The following is a 22,617-nucleotide window of genomic DNA, read 5'->3' as shown; positions in this document are numbered from 1 at the left end:
GACCTGCTCTGCCCAGTCGCTGATTACCTCGGAATAGTCCACCAGCGTTTTCGAAATGCTGTCAGCGCTGGCCTGTGAACCATCGTAGGTACCATCGACGATCTGCCCTATCTGGTTTGCTATCGCCAACAGGCTTTTTCGATACTGGATCTCCGAACGGCGGCGGAGGGATGGTTTCAGGTTCATCCTCCTCCCACTGGGCCTTCGCATCTTCTATGTCCTCGTCAGTGATAGAACCACCGATGCCAATCACATCAGAAATGTTCCTGAGGTCGTTAAGCGCTGCTGCATGCGTCATCCCGAGCTCACGAACGGCGGTACCGAGTGCGGTAACCACATTGTTCGCCATCGCTGCACGATCCACGTCTGACATCTCCCAGAGCTTGTTAAACTCGAATGTAAAATCGTCAGGCAGTGGTTCACCGAACAGAGAGCGCCAGGAGATATCGAGCAGCCAGCGGATATGTCGCCGTAAGCGTCTCTCCTGCAGCGAGTTAACCCGGCTGTAGTAGTTTTCCAGATCGCCGTCGCCAGTGTTGAAACCTGCAGGGGACTGCCCAAACAGACGGACGAGAGGAATTCCCGTCGCGCCAGAAACCTGCTCAGCAAAGCGCAGAAGAACATCAGCGATACCAGCGAACGTGTAGCTGTGCGTTTCGAACTTGTCCGCAGCGTCCATGATGGTCATACCTTCGATGGTCTGAAACTGTCGGATCATGTCCATGTGCTTCATCAGTGCTTTTTCGAGGTCGCCGCCTGCAGCAAGTATTTTTCGAAGTTCAGCAATGCTGTATGTCCGCAGATGCGCTTTGTGGATCAGCTGTGTGGTGCCGACCGTCGCAGTATCAAACGCCTCGATACGCTCGAAAATACGCTCCACAACAGACATCCCCCAGCCGTTTTCCGTCTGGGCCTGCTGGAAAGGAAGCGTATCGCCCTCCATGCGGATAACGCGGCTATGGTGGATCTTCCAGGGGGGAATCCCCTGCTGGTTCGTAATTACCTTGTAATATTTTGGTTTCCCAAAATCGGGACCGTAATCGGTAACGAGATCGTAATAGCTCGGGTTAACCATCCAGCGGTCAAGGCTCATCACGCCCTTAAACTGCCCCTCTTTGATGCGATCCAGTTTCAGCGGGGAGGACATATCCTGCCCTTCAAGCAGGACCACCAGCACCGCGCCACCGTACAATCGTGACCATTTGAGGTTATCGTTAAGACCATCCCATATAGCGAGCTCATCCCAGAAGGTTTCGAGCTTGCCCTTTTGTCCGGGTTTCAGCTTTGAGCTGATGTTAATCCCCTTGCGGGTCATATCATCTGCCATCGCGTCTACACCGGCACCAACGAGGAACGATGAACGATACGCAAACTCCAGCATCACCCTGTTACGGCTGATGTACCCGGGCATATACATTCCGCCCGTCTGTATGTTTCTGGTATCGCTGCCAAGTTTGGCCGTGAAATTGTTGTACCCGTCAGCTGTCGCAACGGGCTTTTGTGCGCCGTTCTGGCGTTTCTTACGGGACATGTCACGCTCCGGCCAGTTTGGCCCAATTATCAAGAGAGGAATCCATCGGCGCGTAGTTAATCATTACGGCGTCGGCGAGGTTCGGCGATTTTGTACCTTCCGGCTGTTTATCCACGAGGATTTTACCGACGGCGTTTTTCGACCACGTAGGCTGTGAAAGCTCCATCAGCAGGCGGTCAATATTTTCTATCTCGCTGCTTATAGAAATGATTTCGTCGGGGTTGTAGTCCATCCCGTTCAGCGCGCGGAAAGTGTTACGAAACAGCTTGCGAAGATGCCACCAGCTCTGTGCTTTCGCGTTCGCGAAGAAGTCTTTATTCAGGCGCGCCGCTTTACCGTTATCACCAGGAACGGCTTCATCTTCCGGATCGAATACGCTACCGCTACCACGGAAAGGCGTAGCTGTGATTGTTCCCCGGCCTTCAGCCTGCCTGAGCTCGTTTATCACGCGAGCATCGCCACGCGCACCGGCGCCCAGACCGTCCTCATCGAAACGGAACTCATCCAGACCGTAATCGTCACAATACCCAAACGATTTAACTACAGAGGCGTAGATGTCGCTGCCACTGCCAGACCATTCGTGAACATTCTGCAGAAGGAAGCCATAGCGGCAAGAAAAGCCGTTTTTGTCTTTCCCCTCGTCTGCGATATCCATTGCGCCGAGGCGCTGGCCGCTGGGCTGAATACCCAGTTTGGTATGTGCGTCGACGGCAGCCCGCACCCATTCAGAAGGAATGAGAATCCCCTCTGTAGATGCGCTGTAGTTCAGATCCAGTTCCTGAGCAACGATAACCGGATCATCAATTTTCAGACATTCGTTGCGGTACCATTCTTTATCTTTGCGCGGGTCGCTGCTCCAGTGGAACGTAAACACCGGAATATTTCCGCTATGCCGCTTACGGGCAAACGGGTTATTCATGCCGTTCACAGATGAGAGGTCAATACGACAGCGGGTCGTCTGAGAAAGCGCAGCATCGATAAGTAATGGCCGCATCAGGAATGCCGACTCATCTACGAAATAAAGCGTGGTACGGTCACCACGGCCAATGTTATCGCCTGCCTCACCCTTAATGACCGCGCCCGTTTCCGGAAACTCCACGCGCATGTAAGGCGCATGTTTTTTGTCATTCCATGAACCGCGAAACTCAACTGGCAGCAGCTCGACAAACTTACGCGCTTTCCAGAACAGTGCTTTCGGGTCGCCGGTACTGTCGACATATTCCTCTTTACGGGAACCAAACCCGATCACCATTTCTTTATTGAACAGGCAAAGCGAACAGGCCAGACCGATAGAGGTCCAGCTAAGCCCCATTTCGCGGCTTTTTTCTGTCAATCCATGCTCAAGATTGGCGCGCCTGTCCATGATCCAGTGAATCCATTCCTCCTGGCGGGGGAACAGCAAGAACGGGATGGTGGCAGGCAGGCCATAATCGAGGTTACGAGGGTCCGTCGTCATGCCCCAGTCGATGATGAACTGGGCCGGGTTAGTGCGGTAAAACTCACGGAGTGCCGGAAGCATTTCAGGCGCTTTCCTGATCCGCTCCAGCCTCTCCATTCTCCACTCAAACACGGCGGTATAGTCCGGTTTGCGGAAGTCAAAGGGGAACGGGATCGGCACAGAAAAATTCCTCAAAAAAGCCCCGATTTAACATAATGGTCGTTACCCGCACTGGCGCAACAGCACCCATCACGCAAACGGCGTGAAGCCTCTGTTTTGAACAGAAAAGTGGTCAAATCAGGATGAATAAAACGTGCATAAAACGGGTCAAAAATTGCATAGCGTTTTTACGGTTCGAAACGCCTGTTTTTGCAATTTTCAGCCCAAGTATTTTTTGTAGATATCTGCTGCTTCCTGCGGGGTCATGTTCGCCGCGTCGGCTTTGGCTGCCTCGTCCATATTGGTGAACGATTCGAAAATTTTCGGTGCTCCCAGCTCCATAAGCAGGGTTGCCGGAACCTTTATCCCCTCAGCCTCAAGCAGCTGCGCCGCCTGCAGTGCGGTGTATTTACCATCTACCTTGTGCTTCATTACCTCACGAAGCACATCACGCTGACGGTCCTCTTCCCCATAAACACTGCGGCCGAGTCCAAGAGCTTTGGCAAACACCGCAACATCATTGTGCGTTGGCAAAACATCCTCGACGGTTGTTTTCAGTCCATCAGAGGATTTGGTGACAATCTTTCGCTTCCGAACGTCCAGGCTTTTACCTGCAACGTTGTTAATCTTTTCCATCAGAACTTCGCGAGCCTCGGTAAAGGCACGATTAAAGTCGGCATGTTCCTTGCGCCAGTTGCGGATAGTCGCCTCGTCAATTTCCAGTCGCTGGGCAACCATACGGTTTGAGATCTTGTTACGGGCCAGAGCCATATCAATAACGATACCGACGTAGGCCTTCTTAAAGCTATTTTTGCGGGCCATACGCTTACCTGAAATCGAGTTGTTTATATTTTGTTCAAAATTATTTTTTCGCATTTTGCGTGCGGAATAATTCTGAGAAAAAATCTGCTCCGGGGCCGCAAGCCTGCTGGGTTTAAGTGCGGAATTAAAAACGTCAAAAAATGCGGAGTTATCGATTTTCCGTAAAAACTGCGATTTGATGCCCGGAGGCCGCGCAGAATGGGGAGATAGTGGATCGCCCTAATATTTCCACTATGTGGATAACTCAGTCCAAATCCATCTCCACCACTTCACCGAACAGGTGACCGTAAACGTCCATTGTGGTTTTGATGTTCGAATGCCCAATAAGTCGGGAAACCTTCAGAATATCGACGCCTTTGTTTGCCAAGCGAGATACAGCAAAGTGGCGAAGATGATGGAATCGTTTAATGCCATAGTCGTTCAGGGTTCTGACGAGAACGCCCTGAGTGCCGTAGCTTGTAGCGAGGCATGCGCCGGTAAACTGGTTGCAGATAAGAGGCTCAGAGGTACCGAGTTTACTTTTATCCAGCAACGCGAAAAGCTCACGCGGCATCCTTACCCGGCGCTCCACGCCTCTTTTCAGCCCCTCATGTATAACGCCATCAACAACATGCCCCCGGATGTCGATCCAGTCGGCTGACACGTCGTTATAAGTAACCGCCAGAGCCTCACCGATGCGCAGGCCACAAATCCCGAGCCAGCACGCGATACGCTCACGAACTGGCGCGTTATTCAGTAGCTCCCTGACCGATGATGATGGCGGTATGGTGATGGGTCGACGCTTCCGGCGAGCGGGACGGTCAACAGGGTTAAAAGTGATGAGCCGCTTTTCCACCAGCAGGAAGAAAGCCGAACGAACCCAGCGATGGCAGCCGGTGCGAACCGAATCAACGATATCGCGATGGCTGATATGGAGAATATTTTTTTCCAGTATCGGCCCGTCTACAGCGAGTAGATCGTGACGGCATTTCGTATATGACGACAACCGAATGATATTTTTTTCCAGCTTGCCGGCCTGATACCCCAGATAAAACAGAATTAATTTTCGGAAAGTCCAGGAATGGTCTATTCCGGTCCAGCTGGCAGTTCGACAATCCAGCTCGATATTCTGTTTTTGCCAGAAAAGATGTGCGGCATCATCAATATTCTTAAAAATGCGGCGGCGTCCATGACCGGATTTATCATCCTTCCAGTGGACGTAATATTTTGATTGTCCATTGGCATTAATGGATTCTTTTATCGAAGCCATGCTGAACAATCCTCAATCAAAAAACATTATCGAAGCCCCTCAGTAAAGGGCTCCTGTAATATCAGCTTTATAGAGGAGTAAAACGGAAATTAGTGACATATTTAGCCACCACGATAACCCGCCCTTTCAGACCTTTGGTAGCTGCACAGTGGTAATAATCTCCGTTCGCCTTCGGTTGGTCTTGATCCGAATAGCCGAGGATTTTTTTACCATCATTCAGTTCAAAAACTGCCTCATAAACGGTCCCCCCGGTATCGGCAGGCTCACAATCTGTTACATGAAGGGGTAATTCAGTTTCACGAAGTATATCCACGGGTATTTCCTCGCCGTTTTTAACCGCCTCTTTTGAAGCAAGATATGAGGCACATGAAAGAGCGCGTAGAATATTACCTAATTCACTTTTTTCTGGGCGATAATCCACTTCCATTTGAAATGAAGAAAGTCCCGATACGGTGACTGTTATTTTTTTCATCATTGCGTTTCCTTTAAGGTGTGAGCCTGTCGTACAGGAGCAACGCCCGAGAGAGGTCGCCACCTTTAACGATGCTCCTCAGGCTCACTACTGAAAGACTCTCTGAAATGCGCGTACGAGGCGCAGAAAAAAGCCCCGCTATTGCGAGGCTCTGGTTTTCTCTATTTCACGTATCCCAGCCAGCTGGTTATTCGCTTTTTCGATAGCGGCCAGCAGCGGCTTGATCCAGAGAACAGCCTGGCAATACGTCAGCGCGCTGGTGGTAGTGGCGCTATTACCGACTGCGTCAGCGTCCCCGGGATCGGCGTGCATTGCGCTGGCACGTAAACTGTCCGCGTAGCTGAGCAGCCCACTAGCGACATCAGCAGGAACAGGCAAATCACAGGTTTTTTCACGGCGGAGGCTCTCCCGATACTCGATAACGGTTTTATCGGAGCTGGCATCAATCAGCGAGTTTAGTCGGCTGGCGTTTTCGGCAACCTGGTTAAACCGGTTGAAGTTGAAAGCCTGAGCAGCGATAACCGTCCCCTGCAGGGCGTTGTCACTGCGCAGAACGCCGTTATCACTCTTCAGCGTAGCTACGTCAGATCGGCTGTTTGCCAGCAGGACACACAGCACGGCGACTACTGCAATGACGGCCACCAGCAGTATCAGGCGCCATGAGGCTTTGATATCGGCTATAGTGATCATTTCAGACCGTCCAGACAGAGAGCTTCCTCTTTACCTGCGCGAGTAACCAACCCAGGAAGAACCCGGCCGCCACCGTAAACCCAGCGAGGAAATTGGTAGCACGCCGCCTTAAGGTCACCTTTTCGGAACAGGGAGAACATTGTCGAGCTCCGCATATTGCCGCACCCAGCACGGAACGTGACCGATACTACAGCGCTGAAAGTATCATCAGACAGATTTCTGCCGTTGGCATACCGGTTAACACAGGATTCAGCATCGAGGATATTTTTTTCCCATTCCGCCGCGATCTGCTGGTCATTTTTAACTGTGCCGGGTTTAACCCCGTGGGTGTTGCCCATGCCATCAGTGAGCACACCAGCCGGGCAAATATAAGGATCTCGACGACATGATTCCGCGTTGCCGATGAGTTCAAGGCCGCGCTCATTGGTCCGAACATGCCCAGCGTTGAGCACTATTGCGATAATCGTAGCTACCGAGCAAACAATTCCGGCAGCTCCACTTTTCTTACTCAGTTTCAACTGTGTCACTAGAAATTCTCCGCATAGCCTCCGTTACCACCTCGGCGGTAGCCGGACGATCGGAGTGTGGTTTTTTACCTACATCTGATAAGTAGTTCGCCAGCAGTTGGGTTCTTTTCCTTTCCTCTGCCATGCGCTCACGCTCTTCTTTGCGCTTTGCGTAGTAGGTTTTTATCGTGAAAAATGCCGATACAAGGGCACCGATAATAAATACGTAATCCTGTAGGCTGAGCAAAGAGAACACCCCTAAAGCAGCCGACCACCAATACGGTAAGTCGTGTCCATTTGTTGGGTTCATACGTTGCATTCCACACCTCCGGGTTCGGGGTGCTGTGTGATGAAATGGGAAATTAAATTCTGCGGAAAGCGTACGAAGCGACGCCCTTACGCCCTAACAGGCATTCGATTGTGTTTTGCTCTGCGCAGGTGAAGCCCTGCTCTGCAAACCAGCGCCTGATACCTTCATCAGTGAAATACCAGATGTGCTCGTTCTTTCTGAAATGATGGGAGCGGAGAATGTCTCCTGCATCAGTGAAAATCGGGATCGACACGAACACGTATTCACTGGCCTGTTGTACTGCCAGCTCCGGCTCGTCGATGTGTTCCAGCACATCCCACATCGTCAGTGCTCGCCACTTATTGGCGTAGAGGTCAGCGAATGCGCCTCGCTCGTTCAGCCAGGCGATACCAGCCGGATTAACGTCATACCCAAGCGTTCCCGGTCGGGTAGAGACGAACTGACCGGCACCGATACCAACATCGAGAACAGGTCCGTGAAAATGGCGATCCACCAGCTCAATACGGGATTGCGTTAAAGCTCTGCCCGTTTCGGTGTCGGCCAGCTGCTGATACTTCGCAAAATACTGCTCGTCATACGGGCGTGACGCCGGAACCGGGTAACGTCCGATCCCCAGCTCCGGTAAAAATACCAGCCCGTTTTCCAGTTCCTGATAAAACGACTTCATGGAGCCAGGCCTCGAATTTATCGGAGAAATTTGAAATCCGCTTGTCGCAGTGGTGATTCCATGCTTCACAGCGGCAGTAATTGTCGGGAATTGCCCAGCCAACACGAGAAAGGTCCATCGCCGGATCGGTTACGATTTCCGGGGCGTTGTGACCACCTCGCCCACCAGCGACAACGTACACCGGGGTTTTATAGGCAATAGCAGCAGGAAGCGCCCAGCCCACCGGCGTAACCACCACGGCGGCATGTTCAATCAGGCGCATCAGCGATTTGAAGTTGAGCTGGCCGGAGTGCATGCGCAGATCTGCTTCGGGAAGTTCGCCGACGGTCCACTCCTCCCCCTCCTGCAGGTCAGCCACGCTAATTACACAGAAATGCTTTCTCAGTAGCCGGGATGCCTGCAACAGGTAATCCGGATCAGGATTACGGGAGTCACTGCGCCATTCACTGCGAACAGTAGCCGGACGAATTACCGCGATCGGCTTTTCAGACGTAAATTCAGCGGGTCCGTAAGAGGGCAAGTCGAGTTCTGACGGCTCGGTGCCAAACTGCTGGCGCATCGCGTCAAATATTGAACCGCGCCGTAGATGATCCGGACCGTAGAAAATCCGTTTTGTCTGGCGCATATTTGGCGGCAGGTGAAAAGCGGCCTGCGTCCGGTACTCGTTTTTGCGCTGCGTGCGGAGCGTTGTAAAACTGCGAACGGGCAGAACAGGCAAATCTTCATACAGTTCGGGCCAGGCGGTCCGGATATAAGTACCGGCGGGCAACTGCTTAACGAATGCGCGCTGGTAGATGTTGTCACCCATGCCCAGCATGCCTTCAATGAATAGAGGAACGTTTAACATGCTACCTCGCGTAAAGCCTCATTGAGGCCGAGACGCCGGAAGCACTTTAGCGCTGTCTGGCGGCTACTATTGATGATATTCACCTTGCCGGTCAGCGCTCTGGCGGTATTGGCAAACTCCCCGCGCCATCGCGTGACACTCTCTGCTGTAGGGTTATCCAGCCCAACGTGATCACCATGCCAGTGACTACCGCCATTAATGGAGCAGTCAAACCCTAACAGGATGATGTTTTTCGCCCCCTGGCTGGCAGCAAACAGAATTGAGCGCTGCCCGGAGTTGAAGGCCCACCGGGTATCTGTATCAAACAGATTTAGCCCATAGCGTTTATGAGCCCGGTAATTACAGGTCCAGCGAGAGGCTGAGGACGGCAGAACATCGATGTTTGCATCCCACCAGCGCAGATCACCCGCGTAAATGTATTCACAATCAGGCACGGCTCGCCAGGTGGAGTTAACAGCAATAACCGGCAGCCCCGATCCGGAGATCAGTTCGCAATCTGATTTATTGAGAGACGGGCCGGACGCACAAATGATGAATGTATTCATTCGTGTTGACCTGGTTCGGGAGTAATTGGTTACGGTTGCCGATGCTTATCTTCGGCTTGTCTCTGAGGACTGCAATTAACCGTAACGGGGAGAGCACTGAGCCTACTGTGACGGGTTATCGTCACTCTTTCCCCCGAAGGGTGGCCCTCGACGCAGAACGCCCATAAGCCCAATGCTCTTCCCTGTTACGGCCATAAAAAAACCCGCTCGGAGGCGGGTTTGATTTCGTGCAGGCGCAATAACCTATGATTTGAAGCATACACGACAAGTTCGGACAAAATCAAGTTTTAAGTCGCTAATATGCTAAATTTTGTTCACATCATCACGAAAGCTCGTTGCGTCCTGAAACGCCGAGTCTGCTTTTTGTTCTTCCCTGTGGCAGACGTCGACAAGCACCTCCAGAAACGGTTTCCAGTTACGGGTCCACGTTCTGACGTGCAGATCCGGGACTCGCTTCAGTATCGCTTTATAGGCTGCAGTAGACGGCACCCCAGAAAATCCGTTTCCGCTGCAGCGCTCGCAGGTTTTGAACACCGGCGCGCCGCGCTCGCTTGTGGCTTTGCGGTCGAGCACCTCACCTTTGCCGCCGCAACGGCATCGGGCCAGCAGCTCACCTTTACCGTTACATGCCGCGCATTTACGCTTGACCAGTTCGTGCTTGATTTTCGGCGGTACGATTTCCATTCCGTCAGAGTTGAAGACTCCAGGATGTTTGATCACATCCTCATACTGAGAGGTTAATCCGCTGCCGCTGCAGCTGTGACACGTCACGCTGGTTTCCGCTGAACGGGAGTATTCAGCAAAAGCGAATTGTGCCAGCGTCAGCATGCACCAGCCAAACTCTCCTGCAGCTGCTTTACGTACATTCCTGGGAGCTGATTCCATTGCATGACGCGCCAGAGCCTGTACAGCCAGCTGCTCATCGCTTTTGCTGATCCCGGTCCTACCAAAGAAGGCAGCCAGACCAAAGCGCGCTCGGCTGCTGGTGGTACCAATGGCCGCCATAACATCGGTGCCGGTGATACGATCCGGAGAGGTTCCTTTCACGTCGTCGCTGATGTGCATTCCCTGAGGGCTAAAGTGTTTTAGTGATGCCTCCAGTTTCATTCTTCACACTCCCCTACCAGGTTAAGAATCACCGCCGCGCCGTGGTCTTCCATGAATTCGTCCTTTCCACTGTCAAGAAACCAACGACATACCCCCACGGCTTCGACGCGCGTCACGGGTTTGATGGTTTCCAGCAATTTTTCAAGGTAGCGCTCGCGGTCATATACGGATTCGTGATGCTCGGAGTAACCAAATTCATAGCCCTGTTCTTTAGTTGCAGTGTGACGAACGCTGTAGAGCCAGTCCCAGTAAACAAACTCACGAACAACGTCAGAAAGCGTATTGGGCTCTGGCAGTACATCACGATAGCCTTCAACAAATGCCCGGCGCTGTTCATCAATTTCGTTCATACGGCTGCCGTTAATGCTGCCAGCTTTCTTCTCGGCCGGAGTCCATCCCCAAAGGTGATCGTCGATAAACTTCGGGGAAGACTTGATTACTCGCTCGGCCCCCACATCTTCGAGAGCTGCCTCATAGCTGCCGAACGTGGCCCTGACTGATGCTGCTTTTTTGATGTCCTCCCGGGCGTTCCTGATTGCCTGTGCCGGGTTATCCATGCCGATGGTACCGAAAGCAACCTGGAAAGGATCGCCACCTTTCGCCAGCAAATAACGCGCGTAACGTTCCTCGGCCTCTTTTGGGGAGATTTCAATTTTCTCCAGCGCGGCTTCGGCTGCGTCCAGATGTGCGGGTTCGTTCAGACGGATCACCTCCAGCACCCAAAGATAAGCGTCAGTTTGCTTATGCCCGGTGATTCTCCGTTGCTCGGGCAGAGGCTTGATGTTTGCGAGGGCGGAGCTGTGCGCTGCCGTCGGGATGGTGAATAGTGCTTTATGTTCGTTGTTATCAATACGCATTACGCAGCCGCCTTTTTCTTGTGGAAAACCAGCTCACGAACCTGATCACCGTTCATGAGCATATTGTTGAAATCATCGTGATCCGGCCAGTACACGCTCACACGCTGCAGGTCATTCTTTGCCAGCAGATTGGCATGAGCGCATTCATACGCAGCCGCCAGCCCGGTAGCGCTGTTCTCGTCGCGGTCGGCAAAAATAATCAGGTGCTTAACACCAGCAGGAACGCGGAATTTCTTCATGAAATTTGCCGTCATAGTCGCCCAGGTATTCACGTTATAAATCTGGTGCGCAGATAGGGCCGTTTCGATGCCTTCGGCAATGCCCAGGGTGCTGGCGACCGGGAACATACGGATCGCAACTGACCGGGCATGATCGAGATAGTTATCTTCCTGTAGTGATTTCTGTCGCTTTGCGCTGGCCCCGATATCAGCCTTTTTTGCGCCATCGAGTAATGTCTGGTGGAGGTAACACAGCTCCCCTTTATCGTCTGTTGCCAGTGAATAGATCGACTGGTAGACACGGCCGTTATGCCGTTGCTTTGGGTTTAACCGTACCGCCTCGGCTGGAAGCTTAAAAATACCGCGAGAATTAAGGTAATCGGCGCCAGAGGTACCGCGCAAAGGAGCCATTTTTGCAAAATTGTTGAGTACCTTTTTCCGCAGTTTAAAAGCGTCACTGGCTTCAGGAACTTTGTCACGCCTGAACGTATTGCCGATCAGCTCATCAATTTCGCGGCAAACCTCGTTAAATGGTTTGCCCTGGGTTTTAGTAACCAAGTCCAATCCCGTACCGTAGCCGCAGGTGCAAATCCAGGTTCCCGCGCCGTCGCGGTCATCGATGCGGAATTTACCAATCGAATCACAAAGCGGACATTTGCCTCTGAAATGGTGTTTACCGGTGATCGGCGGCAGTCCGTAATGTTCAAAAATCATGGCCCATTGGCCTTTTGCTGCTTCTGCCGTCTTCATGCTCGTTTTCCTAACTGCTGTTTGATATCGCTAATCGCTTTCTGTGCTTGCTGTACGGAGGATGGGGCTGCCGTGCCTGATGCCTCCTGCAGGCGCTTGGCCTTCTCCTGCCCTTTCGCATACGCAATCAATTTGTGCCGGATGAAATTAGAGACAGTCGGGGTGATCTCCATCGGGAAATCGCTCAACCCGTTAGGCCACTCGTCAAACCGTTCGCGAAAGGTATTTGCACACCAGCCATCGCTGACGGGCTTTTTCCCCTGCGATACGCGCTGGCGCTGATAGAATTTGATCTGACTCCACCAGGCCTGTTTCTCTGCCTTAGTGGGCTGATGCTGGTTTTTACCCAGCTTTTTGAGTTTGCGGCCGGTGTCGGTATCGACGTCCTCACCGCCCAGCGGCTTATGCCCACATTTCGGGCATACATAAACGCCAGCTGGCTTCATGTAATGGCATTGAGTGCATTCATGCGGCAGTTTTTCGGCCCGTTCCTCAGCTGCGCGGCGCGCGCTTTCCTCCATGCCGTCAGACTTACCGGGAAGATCGTCGTACTCGATTGAATCCGGATAACCCAAACGGTGCACGGTGCCGCTGTGATCGAAGATGAGGCAGGACTCTTTACCCGGCGCGGTGCGCAGGCCACGTCCGAGCGCCTGCAGCCAGCGAATTTCGCTTTTTGTTGGCCTGGCGTAGATGATGCAACGAACGTCACTATCGAAGCCGGCCACCAGAACGCCCACACTAACGATGATTTTCGTTGCACCGGTTTCAAAGCGGTGAATGATGGTCTGGCGTTCATCCACTGGAGTGTCGGCGGTCATAACCTCAGCGTTAACACCCGCCTGGTTAAACTGGATTGTCAGGTAATTGGCGTGGGCTACGTTGACACAGAAAGCGATGGTAGGCAGATCCCGGCCATTCTCCAGCCAGTTCTGTACGATGTCGCCCACCAGCGTAGAGCCGCACATGATTTCAGCCAGCTGCGTTTCGTTGTAATCGCTCCCGTACTCAAGCGATGCTTTGGTTTTAACTCCTTTCAGATCCGGCTTAGTTGGCGCGTAAAATTCGTATTTACTCAAATCGCCACGCTGGATTAACTCGCCGATGGTGGTCGGTTTAATCAGTCGGTCATAGTATTTGCCCAGGAACGGGGAAAACGGAGTACCCGACAGGCCAATCACCTTTACGCCTTTGCCGCGCAGACGTTCGATATCCTTCAGGATGCGCTTTTTACGCAGGTGTGCTTCGTCGATAATCAGCAGATCAATATTTTCAGGAAAAACACGACGAATAAGCGTGTCGGCGCTGGCAATCTGAATTTTCCGGTCCGGATCGTAGTTCGGGTGATCCGCCCAGATATAACCGATTTCATCCCCCGGTAATCCATACTCCACGAACCGATTAGCCGTCTGACCGATCAGGATGGTGTACGGTGCACAGAACAGGACGCGCATACCACGGCTGACAAACCCGGCAACTATGAAGGCGGCCAAACCCGTTTTACCGCTACCGGTTGGCGAATACACCATGAAGGTGTCGTTTGCCTTCCAATCACGGCGCAACATGTTTAGCGCTCGTTCCTGTGCAAAATTCGGCGTGATCGTCAGCTCCATTGTGCAGCTCCCGTGCTGATGAGATAATAATTTCGTGATGTGGTTTTCATGGATTCCCCCTCACATGGCTGGTGGCCTCCCCAAAGGCTGCCAGCCCCCCTTCTGATTCCGCTCCTCTGAAAAATCACTCTTCCAGGAAGAACCCTTTTCGTTTCTCAACGCCTGAGCGCTTTGTACTACCTTGCTGATACGGGCGTTTTTTTAAATTGCGCCCTCAAGACAGTGATCTACTTAACCAATGGATCTCTCCTGTTGGAAAAGACCCTATTCCTGCCCCTACACCCAATCCCCCCTTACCCCCCTTTCCCTCTTCCCCATAAAAACGTACTACTTCCCTAGTACATATGAGGAGTTGGGTCAGTTGGTTGCCAACCTGAACAGGCACCTTTAAGCCTGCTTCTGTTCGGGTACCTTTAAACCCGAAACAATGAGGAGCGCGATTGCGATCCAGCCAGGGGAGGTTCGGCGGTATACCCCTGTAAAGCTCTGCCCTGATTTCTTACAAACAGGCGAAGCCTTGTGTTTGCTTCATGCCTTGCCCGGTTCTCCTTGCGGTACGAAACGGGTTCGGCCTCGAACGTCTCCTGATACACAGCTGCATAACGCTGGATAGCTTTTTGTCGTGCAGTTGGTGTCAGGCTAAGCAACTGCTGCTTAATCCACTCGGCATCAGCTTGTGAGTGGGTATCCGGCAGCAGTGCGTTATCGAAGTTGCTCTCCGGTATGTTCATCGGAAAAAACCTCATCCAGACTGGTTTCATATCCGAGCTGCTTAAAGGCGCTCACAATGCGTTTCCCAACTTCAATATCTGGGATTCGACGACCAGTTTCGTAGTGGCTAACGGCCCCTTGAGAGCTAGCGATCAACGCTGCCAGCTCCCCCTGGGTCACTTTTGCTTTCAGCCTTAGGCTCTTAATACCGCTCATTCGGATAGTTCCTATCTAAATAATACATAACGTACTATACACACATAAAACAATAATACAAAATGGAAGTTGCTCAAAAAATACGGATTGTAATAATCATGTCTATGAAACAGAGATGGCAGGACCTGGCCAAATCCAGGATGAAAGAAGTCGGAATGACTCAAGAACAGCTAGCTGAAGCACTCGGTATGACACAGGGTGGGCTAGGCCATTGGCTGAACGGAAGACGTGAACCTAACCTGGAGGTCATAGCAAAAATTTTTAAAATTCTACAAATGCCAGGTTTTGTGGTTGACGCTGACGGCGCAGTGAGCGACGCAAGAGCTGATCACAATGTGTCATTTCACGCCATGAATGAATCGAAAGGAAGCTACCCCGTAATCAGTTGGGTCAGCGCAGGGGATTGGATGGAAGCAGTGGAACCATATCATAGGCGCGCGATCGACCGCTGGTATGATACAACCGTGGAATGTTCAGAAGATTCATTCTGGTTAGATGTCAGAGGGGATTCGATGACATCGCCAGCTGGGCTTAGCATTCCTGAAGGCATGGTTATACTGGTCGATCCTCAGGTTGAACCCATCAACGGAAAGTTAGTTGTCGCTAAGCTCGATGGGGATAACGAGGCCACTTTCAAAAAGCTAGTTATCGATGCTGGTCAACGATTCCTCAAGCCGTTAAACCCTCAATACCCGATCATTCCCATAAATGGTAATTGCCGTATTATCGGCGTCGTGGTCGATGCAAAAATAACCAACCTGCCATAGTGCACAAGCCGCGAAAGCGGCTTTTTTTATCCCCTCAGTCACGAAATCAAACAAAAAAACCTTAACAAACATCGAGATAAAAATTAATACATCAGATTAATCCGTTTTGTATTGACGCTAGTTAATACGTTATGTATTGTTTAATCATCAACAAGCAAACGGAGCAGGAAGATGAGCACAACCTCCCTACCAAAACCAAACAGCATGGAATTTGATATCCACGCCAAGCTCAAAGCAGCAAATTCGCACTGGTCTTATTGCTATGCTGTGCAGCCTTGTGAGAAAGGATTTAATTATCAATTTAATACAACGTTTGTTGGTGAGATGGAGTTCGCCGTTTACGAACGCATCGATAATTATTTCGTCTTGGTTGATTTTTTTAAGTCATACGATGAAGCATGTGCTAATGCTAAAAAAATCATTGATGACCATCCTGACATTAAAAAAATATTCTCTGCCATTTAACTAACTAATTAACACATTTAATCATAAATAACACCTTTTTGGGTGGGTACAAACTCACCCTGAGGAAATGAAAATGCAAAACGCTATCGCAATTAATAAGCCAATTAAAACACCTCAAATGCTGTTCGGTTCAGACAATATTAATGACTTTGGTAACCGCGTTCAGAGCTGCAGGATGGAAGGTGACTCAATGCAGCCAACCATCGAACCTTGTGAGGTAGTCGCTTTCGTTGATTGCGGTGGCCGTGCACTTACCCCTGGCATCTATGTTTTTACGGACGCTGTTTTTGGTCGTAATTGCCTGTTCATCAAGCGAATAGAACCCTTACCGGACGGGGCATTAAAGATTATTTCTGACAATCTCCATTACCAAACTTTCACGCTTAATTCTGGTGAGCAAAAAGATATGCGTATTCACGGAAGGGTTGTCGCTTCTTTGGCTGTGAGGCACTTCATATGACTTTCATCAAAGACAAAACGGCATATAGAACAGCGTGCCTTTATGCGGCATGTGGTTACGAAGTAATCGCCAGGCTTTATCTTAAAAAAGCATATGGGAGGTAAACAATGCCGATTCAAGAACGCCAAGATATACAAGGCGTGAATGTTAAAGCTGAGCAGTTAAATGCCTTAATGCAAACAATTCACGCACACCACGAACAATTTGACCGCCACCAACTGGATGGCCTTTTAGGTCTGGCTTATGACCTAGCCAGTTTAATTTATAGCTGGACAGAGAAGGAAGAAACAATCGTTTTAGCGAATGAAGATACGCAAAGGGAGATTAAATAAATGGATAACTTAATCACTACGTATCGCCGACGAATTTTAAAGGCTGCGTTATTACGCCACCAGCGTAAAACCGGCAGCACCTGCATCATTATTAATATGCCTAAGGGGGGAATAAACACCGTCGAATTAACAGAAATACTGCTTGATGGTCTGTTGAGACGACTCGAAAAACTGGCTCTCAGTGAATACGGGAATATCGACGGCGTAAAAGCCATCAGAGGAATTTACAGCAATGCCGTAGATGTGAATGGCAGCGGTGAGTTCCTGACAGAAAGCGGAAAGGTATTAATCGACGATCTCATTGCTGAGCTGGTCGAGTTTGCCAAGAAACAGAAACCAGCACCAGCGGAGGAGCAGCATGTTAAGTCAGCAAAACGTTAACCCGGGTAGCCGTCCGGTTCTAAATATCGATCTGCATGTTCTGCCTGACTTCACAGGCCGCGTCGTTCTCTATATCGAAAACGGAAAAGTGCAGTGCGATCGTCAGCTGTCTCCGGAGGAGCACATCTGCGCTTTGGACACTTTCATTGAAATGGCTCGTGACATGGAGTTGCGTATCAAGGAGACATCAAATGCCTAATGCAAATTATTCAGTTGAACACGGACCTGTTGAGGTGGTGCTTACCATCGAGAACGGGAGAGTTATCCACGCGCGCCCGGTTCAGAACGGCGAGGTTACAGCATCGCTGGAGACTTTTTTATGGATGGCTGAACGCGCCGGTTACACGATCACCCCACCTGCAGGAGAGAAGGACAATGGCCCTGACGGCGATACGAATTCCTGAGTGGGTGCACCTGCAGGCGGTCCATGTCCTCCGCCAGTTCAGAGCCAGACGAATTCATCCCTGCCGTATGCACGGCTCCGGAAACCTGAGCCTGAGGGTTAATCGCCGCTGGCGGCTGCTGTCCCGAGACGGCGGCCAGAACTGGGAAGTAATGAGCCATGAACGATACAGCAAACTGAAGGACAGAAAATGAAAATTCAACATCAGGACTATGGCGCCGTGGCGAACATCGTTATCACAAGCACTCTGTTTGAGTTCCGTAAACATAACAGAGTTGTAGATGTCACGCTGCTACACACACCCGGAATCGTAGCAACCCGTAGCGGGATGTTCTTCATGAGAACGGTTTTATCCGGCAAGTCTCGGGACATGCTGCGTGCGTACAGAGCTGTTTTTCGGGAGGCATCACGATGAAGTATTTCCTCCTCTCTATGCTGTTTGGCCTGTTGCTGGTGGCCGTCGTGTTCGGCGCGCTGATTGAGTATAAATTTTTGATAGGTTTCTGAGGCATGCCATGAAAAAAGGTACCACTGAAATTATTGAACGCTGGACCCGTTTAGCGGTGGAGGCCAAAGAGCTGGGACTCGCCACCATTCCCATCGACCCGGAAAACATGTTGATGGTGCTGGGGGATCTGCCGGCCAGTTCGGCGGAAAAGTCCGCCGATTGCCAGAATGACTATCAGGATGCGATCGACATCTTGCGCGACAGAGCTGCTCGCGAACTCGATGGTGGTTTTCGCGCGCATCACAACGCCCTGATTTATGCAGCTAATGAACTGGAAAATGCCCAGGCTTTCGGGCGGGAGGTCAGCCATGAGTCTTGACTGTGTACCCCTTTCTACGTACTGCAGGGACGCGGGGGAAACGGTAGAAGCCGTTAACAAACGGATACAAAGGGGGTTATGGAAGGAGGGAGTACATGTATTAAAAGTCGATGGCGTTAAAGAACGCTGGATTGACTTAACGGAGGTTTCAAAGTGGGCAAGAAAGAACAAGGATCATTATCTCTCCCAAGAGGAGTAACCATCCGCCAGCATAAAACTGGCGACACTCTGGTTATCACTTTCACATACAAAGGGGTTCTGTGCCGGGAGCCCCTCTCCAAAATGGAAGCAAACGCGCGCGGTGTGAAGTACGCCGAGCGCCTGCTCGGGGAGATACAAAACCAGATCGTCAGTGGCACCTTTGAATATGCGAAATATTTCCCCAACTCCAAAAAGCTGGGGCTGTTCGGGGTGGTGAAGAAAACCAAAAACATAAAGTCTTACCTGGACGAGTACCTGAAAATCTGCCAGAACCGCAACCTGTCCCCGTCGACTATCAACGGTTATGAAAAATGCCTGTCGGCGCTGTCAGCCCTGCATAAACTCCACGTGTCAGAACTGACGCCAGCGGTCCTTAAAAACTGGATAGCCAGCCGGAAAACAAAGCTGAAAACGACCAGGAATAACCTTTCTTTTCTGCGCAGCGCCATCGATGAAGCTGTTACGGATGGCCTGCTGACCATTAACCCGGTAACCCTCGTCAGCGCCAGCCGGTACCACGTGATCGACAGCAGCCCGAGCGCCGACGATTACGAGGTTGACCCGTTCACGCCAGCGGAAACCCTCGCCATTTACCAGAGTTGCAGGTATCCGGAATGGGAAAACCTGTTCCGCTTTGCTTTCAATACCGGTCTGCGCAGCTCCGAACTGTGCGCGCTGCGCTGGCCTGATCTCGACACCATCGCGAACACAGCCCACGTTCAGGCGGCCAGTGTCGTAGGGATACTTAAAGGCACCAAGACAAAAGCTGGTACCCGTAAGGTGGATCTGAACAGTGAGGCTCTGGCGGCCCTGCAGGCGCAGAAGCAATACACCTTTATGAAAAGTGAGTTCATATTCAGCGATCCGAAAACGGGAGAACCCTGGGCGAACGCCGACGCTATCCGTAAAAAAGCATGGGTGCCGACCCTAAAAAAAGCTGGCGTGCGCTACCGTAACCCGTACCAGACGCGGCACACATTCGCCACCAAGCATATTAGCCAGGGCGTTAACCTCTTCTGGCTTGCCGGACAGATGGGCCACAAAGGGCCGGAAATGATATTCCGCAACTACGGTAAATACCTAGCTGAATATGACGGTAAAACCGCGATTTCAGCCGCGCTGTAGCGGGGGAAATATTTCAAAATGTTGGACAGAATCAGGACGTTAGACAGACCTCAATATGCACGTAAAATGCACCTGAGGTATATAACAGCAATAAAATTATTTATTTTCAATGAGTTAAATACACTTCGGACGCGAGTTCAACTCCCGCCAGCTCCACCAAATAAAACAAGGGGTTACGTGAAAGCGTAGCCCCTTTTTTAATGCCCAATGTCCACTTTACGTCCACGCCCGTTGTGATTGTTTGTGTTTAATCATCCATCGATTGGTTTAATCAAACAGGAATAGCTGTCATGAGTAACGTTTCAGTTCCCTCACTCGATGCTGAAAAGCTTTACGAAAATGCTGTACTCTCAATTCAACTTGGAATTGAAGATTTTCAGCTTTCCCAGAAAGCCTCTTCCGAAGGAGGAAACCCCGCACGAGCATTGTCGTCAGTTAGAAATCTCTATGCCGGAATGCTTCTGTTGTTTAAATACAAAATTGCTACCTCTGTTGATTGTGAAGAATCTGCATATCAACTAATCCACAATCCCCCCAAAAACATTTGGCCCCATCCAGATGGTAATGGTGGGATAGAGTGGAAACCTAATGGTAGATTCTCATCAAGCACAATCGATGTTGCAAAAATCATTGAGAGATTCACTGCTTTCAATATCGAAGTAAATTGGAAAGCTGTTGAAAAACTCCAGGAATGCCGAAATCATCTGGAACACTTACATCCGCAGAATACTTTAGGTGAGCTGGCGGGTTTCATCGCAGACCTCTTCCCTGTACTAAGCGATTTCATATCAAATGAACTCGATTCCCGTCCTCAAGATGTGCTTGGTTCGTCTTGGGGGCTGATGCTGAATCACCAAAACTTTTATAAGCAGAAACTGGATGAATGCCTCGCGAGCTGGGAAAAAGCGAAAGTGCCTGATGGCATGAAGGAGTTCATGCCTGACTGTAAATGTGAAAAGTGCGGTTCGAAACTGTTAAAAGCTTCTGAAGAATATCTCGAACTTGGCTACTCAATTGAATTCTCTGATGATGAATTCCCTTATGTTTGTATATCGTGCGCCAATGAAGGATTATATTTGACTGTATTAATGGAATCATTCGAGCATGCCTTTTTCTACTGGCCGCCTGATGGTGAAGGGCCGACATATGAAGAATGTGAAGACTGCGGACACGAGACCTTCGTAATCAGTGAGCAAACTTGCCGCTGGTGCGGTTACGAGCTTTGGTATAAAGAGTGTGCTATTTGCCATGAAACCCTCGGCCAGGACGATCAGGAAAATCATGGGTTATGTGCGTACCATAACAACTTAAGATATAAAGACGATTGAATTATCGTTGCTAATAATGAGCCGAATGCTCATCTATTCGGCTCATTCATTGAGCCAAATAAATTTTAGACTTCAGGCAAAGCCTGCTGTGCATTCGATCCGTTTTAAGGGTGGCTATGCGTGCCTGAAAAGGCTGAGCGAACCAGAGCGCCGCTGGTAGCGCGTGGTAAAGGCTGTTTGCGAAAAGAGAGAAGAGATACTCGCCCCACCAGGGGAAAAAAGGGCATAAAAAACACGCTTTCGCGGGTTATGTTCTGGGCGGGTTTACTTGCCAATCACCGGCGAGTATTTGCCGTTCAGCGTGTCCGCTTTCGCTCCTGTCCTCCGAATGGCTCCCGCATTGGTCGGTGCTCCCGTATTGCTGTGCGTGTGGCTTGCCGTTTGCTCTGCCAGCTCTTTCACCACGTCCAGTGTGTCGAGCATCAGCTGTGCCACGTTGATGGTGCCAGAGCCAATCCATACTACCGGGGCAATAATCTGCTGTTGAACTGCCGCCACGCTTTTACGAATCTGGCCAATTTTCTCGATCAGGTCTTTACCCGTTGTCACTGTCTGGCTCCCGGCCACATCCGTTTCATCTTTGCCGCCGATATCGACCAATGTGCCTTACCAAGACAATCCGTATAAAATGATAGTTGCTTTAATTGATCCAATATAAAGGGATGTTCTGATTCATCGCTGAAAATTGGTGCAAAATCATTGAGATTTCTAGCACCTTTTTTAACTGCATCAAGAAACACCCAAATCATATTTTTTTCAGTATGTGAGCGGTACCTGTGCCAAATCTGCTTGATATCTTTGCCATCTTTCAACAGTGACATCTCTCGAAGTATTGACACCTTTCCTGCTTCTTCTATAGCCAAGATTTCTAGAGAGGTAGCAGAAGGATAGCGTTCTAAATCAAACAAAGCAGAGGCATCGTTCAGAAGCCTTCGTGCGTTAGATGATGCATCATTCATGCCTTCCACAATTTTCTCAACGGCAAGTGTGTTTTTCCATTGCTCTAGCTTATTTGCCATAACGTTTGCTCGTGTTAAAAATTTCATCAATCTTAGGACACATCATTTCAGCTGAAAAGCCAGATACTCTCCCCCTCAATCACATTACCGATATATGTTATCTTAATCCTCAACATCGATTATTCATGGGATAAGGACGGATACCAGCAGCGACAGCTTATCTAGTGTATTCAATTTCCCAGTGAGGATTTGAATTCATGCTTAGTGACGCAGTACCCCAAAAAGCGAAGTAGCTCACATTCTGTAAGAAAAGAGAAGCAAGCAGGCTCAGTTCTTCTTGAATGAATAAAAACCATACTCATATAAAGAGTACTTTCATAATATTCTAGAGGTACTCATGACAACCTGCCAAGCACCGCACCGCTACGACACCATGTTTGCAGCCCTTCCAGAAGACCAAAGCTATCCATTCCGTCATAAATGCGCCGGATGTGCATACGAATTGGGTTTTCAAGCGGGGGTAACCAACCAAGAGCCAAATGCAGCTGCGTCTATTGACTCCATATTAAAAAGCCAAGCGGCTGAAGTTCGCCACAGAAGCCCTCGTGTAGCCTACTACCAAGGATACACCGATGGACTGAACGAGTATTATCTGCAGAAC

31 protein-coding genes and 1 pseudogene are annotated in these 22,617 nt (G+C 50.4%); 13 read left to right on the top strand and 19 right to left on the bottom strand.

All coding sequences use genetic code 11. The annotated features are described in order from the left end of the window. Positions 1 to 61 precede the first annotated feature (61 nt). The 17 genes from AB6V08_RS15205 to AB6V08_RS15125 all read right to left on the bottom strand — a co-directional run bounded on the left by AB6V08_RS15205 (position 62) and on the right by AB6V08_RS15125 (position 14,708). Entirely contained in the window at positions 62 to 1,531 is a 1,470-nt protein-coding gene (locus AB6V08_RS15205) for a DUF1073 domain-containing protein (RefSeq protein WP_368543677.1), read from the bottom strand. Position 1,532: 1 nt separating this feature from the next. Continuing rightward, positions 1,533 to 3,149, bottom strand: coding sequence for a TerL protein (locus AB6V08_RS15200; RefSeq protein ID WP_368543676.1), 1,617 nt, complete (start codon positions 3,147 to 3,149; stop codon positions 1,533 to 1,535). Between the two features lie 198 nt (positions 3,150 to 3,347). Further along, positions 3,348 to 3,950 (bottom strand): hypothetical protein, encoded by a 603-nt coding sequence (locus tag AB6V08_RS15195; RefSeq protein WP_368543675.1) that lies wholly within the window; start codon positions 3,948 to 3,950, stop codon positions 3,348 to 3,350. A 244-nt stretch (positions 3,951 to 4,194) separates the two neighbouring features. After that, complete coding sequence (locus tag AB6V08_RS15190) at positions 4,195 to 5,199, bottom strand: tyrosine-type recombinase/integrase (protein ID WP_368543674.1); 1,005 nt, start codon at positions 5,197 to 5,199, stop codon at positions 4,195 to 4,197. A 67-nt stretch (positions 5,200 to 5,266) separates the two neighbouring features. Beyond that, positions 5,267 to 5,674 carry a hypothetical protein gene (locus tag AB6V08_RS15185; RefSeq protein WP_368543673.1) on the bottom strand — a complete coding sequence of 136 codons (408 nt, stop codon included), beginning with the start codon at positions 5,672 to 5,674 and terminating at the stop codon, positions 5,267 to 5,269. Positions 5,675 to 5,809: 135 nt separating this feature from the next. Continuing rightward, positions 5,810 to 6,361, bottom strand: a complete 552-nt coding sequence (locus AB6V08_RS15180) for a hypothetical protein (protein ID WP_368543672.1) — start codon at positions 6,359 to 6,361, stop codon at positions 5,810 to 5,812. Further along, entirely contained in the window at positions 6,358 to 6,888 is a 531-nt protein-coding gene (locus AB6V08_RS15175; RefSeq protein ID WP_368543671.1) for a lysozyme, read from the bottom strand. Before AB6V08_RS15175 ends, AB6V08_RS15180 begins: the two co-directional genes overlap by 4 nt. Beyond that, positions 6,866 to 7,186, bottom strand: coding sequence for a hypothetical protein (locus tag AB6V08_RS15170; RefSeq protein WP_368543670.1), 321 nt, complete (start codon positions 7,184 to 7,186; stop codon positions 6,866 to 6,868). The genes AB6V08_RS15175 and AB6V08_RS15170 overlap by 23 nt, the downstream gene beginning before the upstream one ends. A 43-nt stretch (positions 7,187 to 7,229) precedes the next feature. Then, positions 7,230 to 7,844: a methyltransferase domain-containing protein gene (locus AB6V08_RS15165; protein WP_368543669.1), complete on the bottom strand. Its 615-nt coding sequence runs from the start codon at positions 7,842 to 7,844 to the stop codon at positions 7,230 to 7,232. Further along, positions 7,750 to 8,691: a hypothetical protein gene (locus tag AB6V08_RS15160; protein ID WP_368543668.1), complete on the bottom strand. Its 942-nt coding sequence runs from the start codon at positions 8,689 to 8,691 to the stop codon at positions 7,750 to 7,752. The genes AB6V08_RS15165 and AB6V08_RS15160 overlap by 95 nt, the downstream gene beginning before the upstream one ends. Continuing rightward, positions 8,685 to 9,236 carry a hypothetical protein gene (locus AB6V08_RS15155; protein ID WP_071283673.1) on the bottom strand — a complete coding sequence of 184 codons (552 nt, stop codon included), beginning with the start codon at positions 9,234 to 9,236 and terminating at the stop codon, positions 8,685 to 8,687. The genes AB6V08_RS15160 and AB6V08_RS15155 overlap by 7 nt, the downstream gene beginning before the upstream one ends. Before the next feature lie 303 nt (positions 9,237 to 9,539). Continuing rightward, positions 9,540 to 10,343, bottom strand: a complete 804-nt coding sequence (locus tag AB6V08_RS15150) for an antitermination protein Q (RefSeq protein ID WP_368543667.1) — start codon at positions 10,341 to 10,343, stop codon at positions 9,540 to 9,542. After that, entirely contained in the window at positions 10,340 to 11,200 is an 861-nt protein-coding gene (locus AB6V08_RS15145) for a helix-turn-helix domain-containing protein (RefSeq protein WP_368543666.1), read from the bottom strand. Before AB6V08_RS15145 ends, AB6V08_RS15150 begins: the two co-directional genes overlap by 4 nt. Further along, positions 11,200 to 12,168 (bottom strand): toprim domain-containing protein, encoded by a 969-nt coding sequence (locus AB6V08_RS15140; RefSeq protein WP_368543665.1) that lies wholly within the window; start codon positions 12,166 to 12,168, stop codon positions 11,200 to 11,202. Before AB6V08_RS15140 ends, AB6V08_RS15145 begins: the two co-directional genes overlap by 1 nt. Beyond that, positions 12,165 to 13,781, bottom strand: coding sequence for a DEAD/DEAH box helicase family protein (locus tag AB6V08_RS15135; RefSeq protein WP_368543664.1), 1,617 nt, complete (start codon positions 13,779 to 13,781; stop codon positions 12,165 to 12,167). Before AB6V08_RS15135 ends, AB6V08_RS15140 begins: the two co-directional genes overlap by 4 nt. A gap of 413 nt (positions 13,782 to 14,194) precedes the next feature. Continuing rightward, positions 14,195 to 14,512 carry a hypothetical protein gene (locus tag AB6V08_RS15130; RefSeq protein WP_047343661.1) on the bottom strand — a complete coding sequence of 106 codons (318 nt, stop codon included), beginning with the start codon at positions 14,510 to 14,512 and terminating at the stop codon, positions 14,195 to 14,197. After that, positions 14,484 to 14,708 (bottom strand): helix-turn-helix transcriptional regulator, encoded by a 225-nt coding sequence (locus tag AB6V08_RS15125; protein ID WP_032625779.1) that lies wholly within the window; start codon positions 14,706 to 14,708, stop codon positions 14,484 to 14,486. Before AB6V08_RS15125 ends, AB6V08_RS15130 begins: the two co-directional genes overlap by 29 nt. Before the next feature lie 98 nt (positions 14,709 to 14,806). Here AB6V08_RS15125 and AB6V08_RS15120 point away from each other — a divergent pair, with 98 nt between their 5' ends. The 13 genes from AB6V08_RS15120 (at position 14,807) to AB6V08_RS15060 (ending at position 20,997) form a co-directional block, all read left to right on the top strand. Then, entirely contained in the window at positions 14,807 to 15,475 is a 669-nt protein-coding gene (locus tag AB6V08_RS15120; RefSeq protein WP_032625781.1) for a LexA family protein, read from the top strand. A gap of 171 nt (positions 15,476 to 15,646) precedes the next feature. Further along, positions 15,647 to 15,940, top strand: a complete 294-nt coding sequence (locus AB6V08_RS15115; protein ID WP_368543663.1) for a hypothetical protein — start codon at positions 15,647 to 15,649, stop codon at positions 15,938 to 15,940. A gap of 73 nt (positions 15,941 to 16,013) precedes the next feature. Continuing rightward, the gene (locus AB6V08_RS15110) at positions 16,014 to 16,400 is read left to right on the top strand and encodes a helix-turn-helix transcriptional regulator (protein ID WP_368543662.1); all 387 of its coding nucleotides are present in this window, start codon (positions 16,014 to 16,016) and stop codon (positions 16,398 to 16,400) included. Between the two features lie 107 nt (positions 16,401 to 16,507). Continuing rightward, positions 16,508 to 16,732, top strand: a complete 225-nt coding sequence (locus tag AB6V08_RS15105) for a hypothetical protein (RefSeq protein WP_063157992.1) — start codon at positions 16,508 to 16,510, stop codon at positions 16,730 to 16,732. Beyond that, a complete protein-coding gene (locus tag AB6V08_RS15100; protein WP_368543661.1) occupies positions 16,733 to 17,113 on the top strand; it encodes a hypothetical protein in 381 nt (126 codons plus the stop codon). Further along, positions 17,091 to 17,312 carry a hypothetical protein gene (locus tag AB6V08_RS15095; protein ID WP_368543660.1) on the top strand — a complete coding sequence of 74 codons (222 nt, stop codon included), beginning with the start codon at positions 17,091 to 17,093 and terminating at the stop codon, positions 17,310 to 17,312. Before AB6V08_RS15100 ends, AB6V08_RS15095 begins: the two co-directional genes overlap by 23 nt. Then, positions 17,305 to 17,517 (top strand): hypothetical protein, encoded by a 213-nt coding sequence (locus AB6V08_RS15090; RefSeq protein ID WP_368543659.1) that lies wholly within the window; start codon positions 17,305 to 17,307, stop codon positions 17,515 to 17,517. Before AB6V08_RS15095 ends, AB6V08_RS15090 begins: the two co-directional genes overlap by 8 nt. Beyond that, positions 17,489 to 17,710 carry a ParE family toxin-like protein gene (locus AB6V08_RS15085; RefSeq protein WP_023325729.1) on the top strand — a complete coding sequence of 74 codons (222 nt, stop codon included), beginning with the start codon at positions 17,489 to 17,491 and terminating at the stop codon, positions 17,708 to 17,710. Before AB6V08_RS15090 ends, AB6V08_RS15085 begins: the two co-directional genes overlap by 29 nt. Continuing rightward, positions 17,707 to 17,931: a hypothetical protein gene (locus AB6V08_RS15080; protein WP_023325730.1), complete on the top strand. Its 225-nt coding sequence runs from the start codon at positions 17,707 to 17,709 to the stop codon at positions 17,929 to 17,931. The genes AB6V08_RS15085 and AB6V08_RS15080 overlap by 4 nt, the downstream gene beginning before the upstream one ends. Positions 17,932 to 18,031: 100 nt before the next feature. Then, a complete protein-coding gene (locus AB6V08_RS15075; RefSeq protein WP_368543658.1) occupies positions 18,032 to 18,343 on the top strand; it encodes a hypothetical protein in 312 nt (103 codons plus the stop codon). Continuing rightward, positions 18,333 to 18,542 carry a hypothetical protein gene (locus tag AB6V08_RS15070; protein WP_000050710.1) on the top strand — a complete coding sequence of 70 codons (210 nt, stop codon included), beginning with the start codon at positions 18,333 to 18,335 and terminating at the stop codon, positions 18,540 to 18,542. Before AB6V08_RS15075 ends, AB6V08_RS15070 begins: the two co-directional genes overlap by 11 nt. After that, complete coding sequence (locus AB6V08_RS15065; protein ID WP_368543657.1) at positions 18,497 to 19,669, top strand: Arm DNA-binding domain-containing protein; 1,173 nt, start codon at positions 18,497 to 18,499, stop codon at positions 19,667 to 19,669. The genes AB6V08_RS15070 and AB6V08_RS15065 overlap by 46 nt, the downstream gene beginning before the upstream one ends. A 290-nt stretch (positions 19,670 to 19,959) precedes the next feature. Beyond that, positions 19,960 to 20,997, top strand: coding sequence for a hypothetical protein (locus AB6V08_RS15060; RefSeq protein WP_368543656.1), 1,038 nt, complete (start codon positions 19,960 to 19,962; stop codon positions 20,995 to 20,997). A 264-nt stretch (positions 20,998 to 21,261) separates the two neighbouring features. Here the strand turns inward: AB6V08_RS15060 and AB6V08_RS15055 are convergent. Beyond that, positions 21,262 to 21,558 (bottom strand): annotated as a pseudogene (locus AB6V08_RS15055) (hypothetical protein); the annotation flags it as partial. After that, positions 21,543 to 21,956, bottom strand: coding sequence for an AbiV family abortive infection protein (locus AB6V08_RS15050; RefSeq protein ID WP_368543716.1), 414 nt, complete (start codon positions 21,954 to 21,956; stop codon positions 21,543 to 21,545). The gene AB6V08_RS15050 and the pseudogene AB6V08_RS15055, both read right to left, overlap by 16 nt. Positions 21,957 to 22,617 lie beyond the last annotated feature (661 nt).

It is taken from the genome of Enterobacter soli (genome assembly GCF_964208575.1).
GTDB lineage: Bacteria > Pseudomonadota > Gammaproteobacteria > Enterobacterales > Enterobacteriaceae > Enterobacter > Enterobacter soli_A.
Note: the sequence above shows the minus strand (reverse complement) of the source record. Positions and strands in the feature narration are given on the sequence as shown.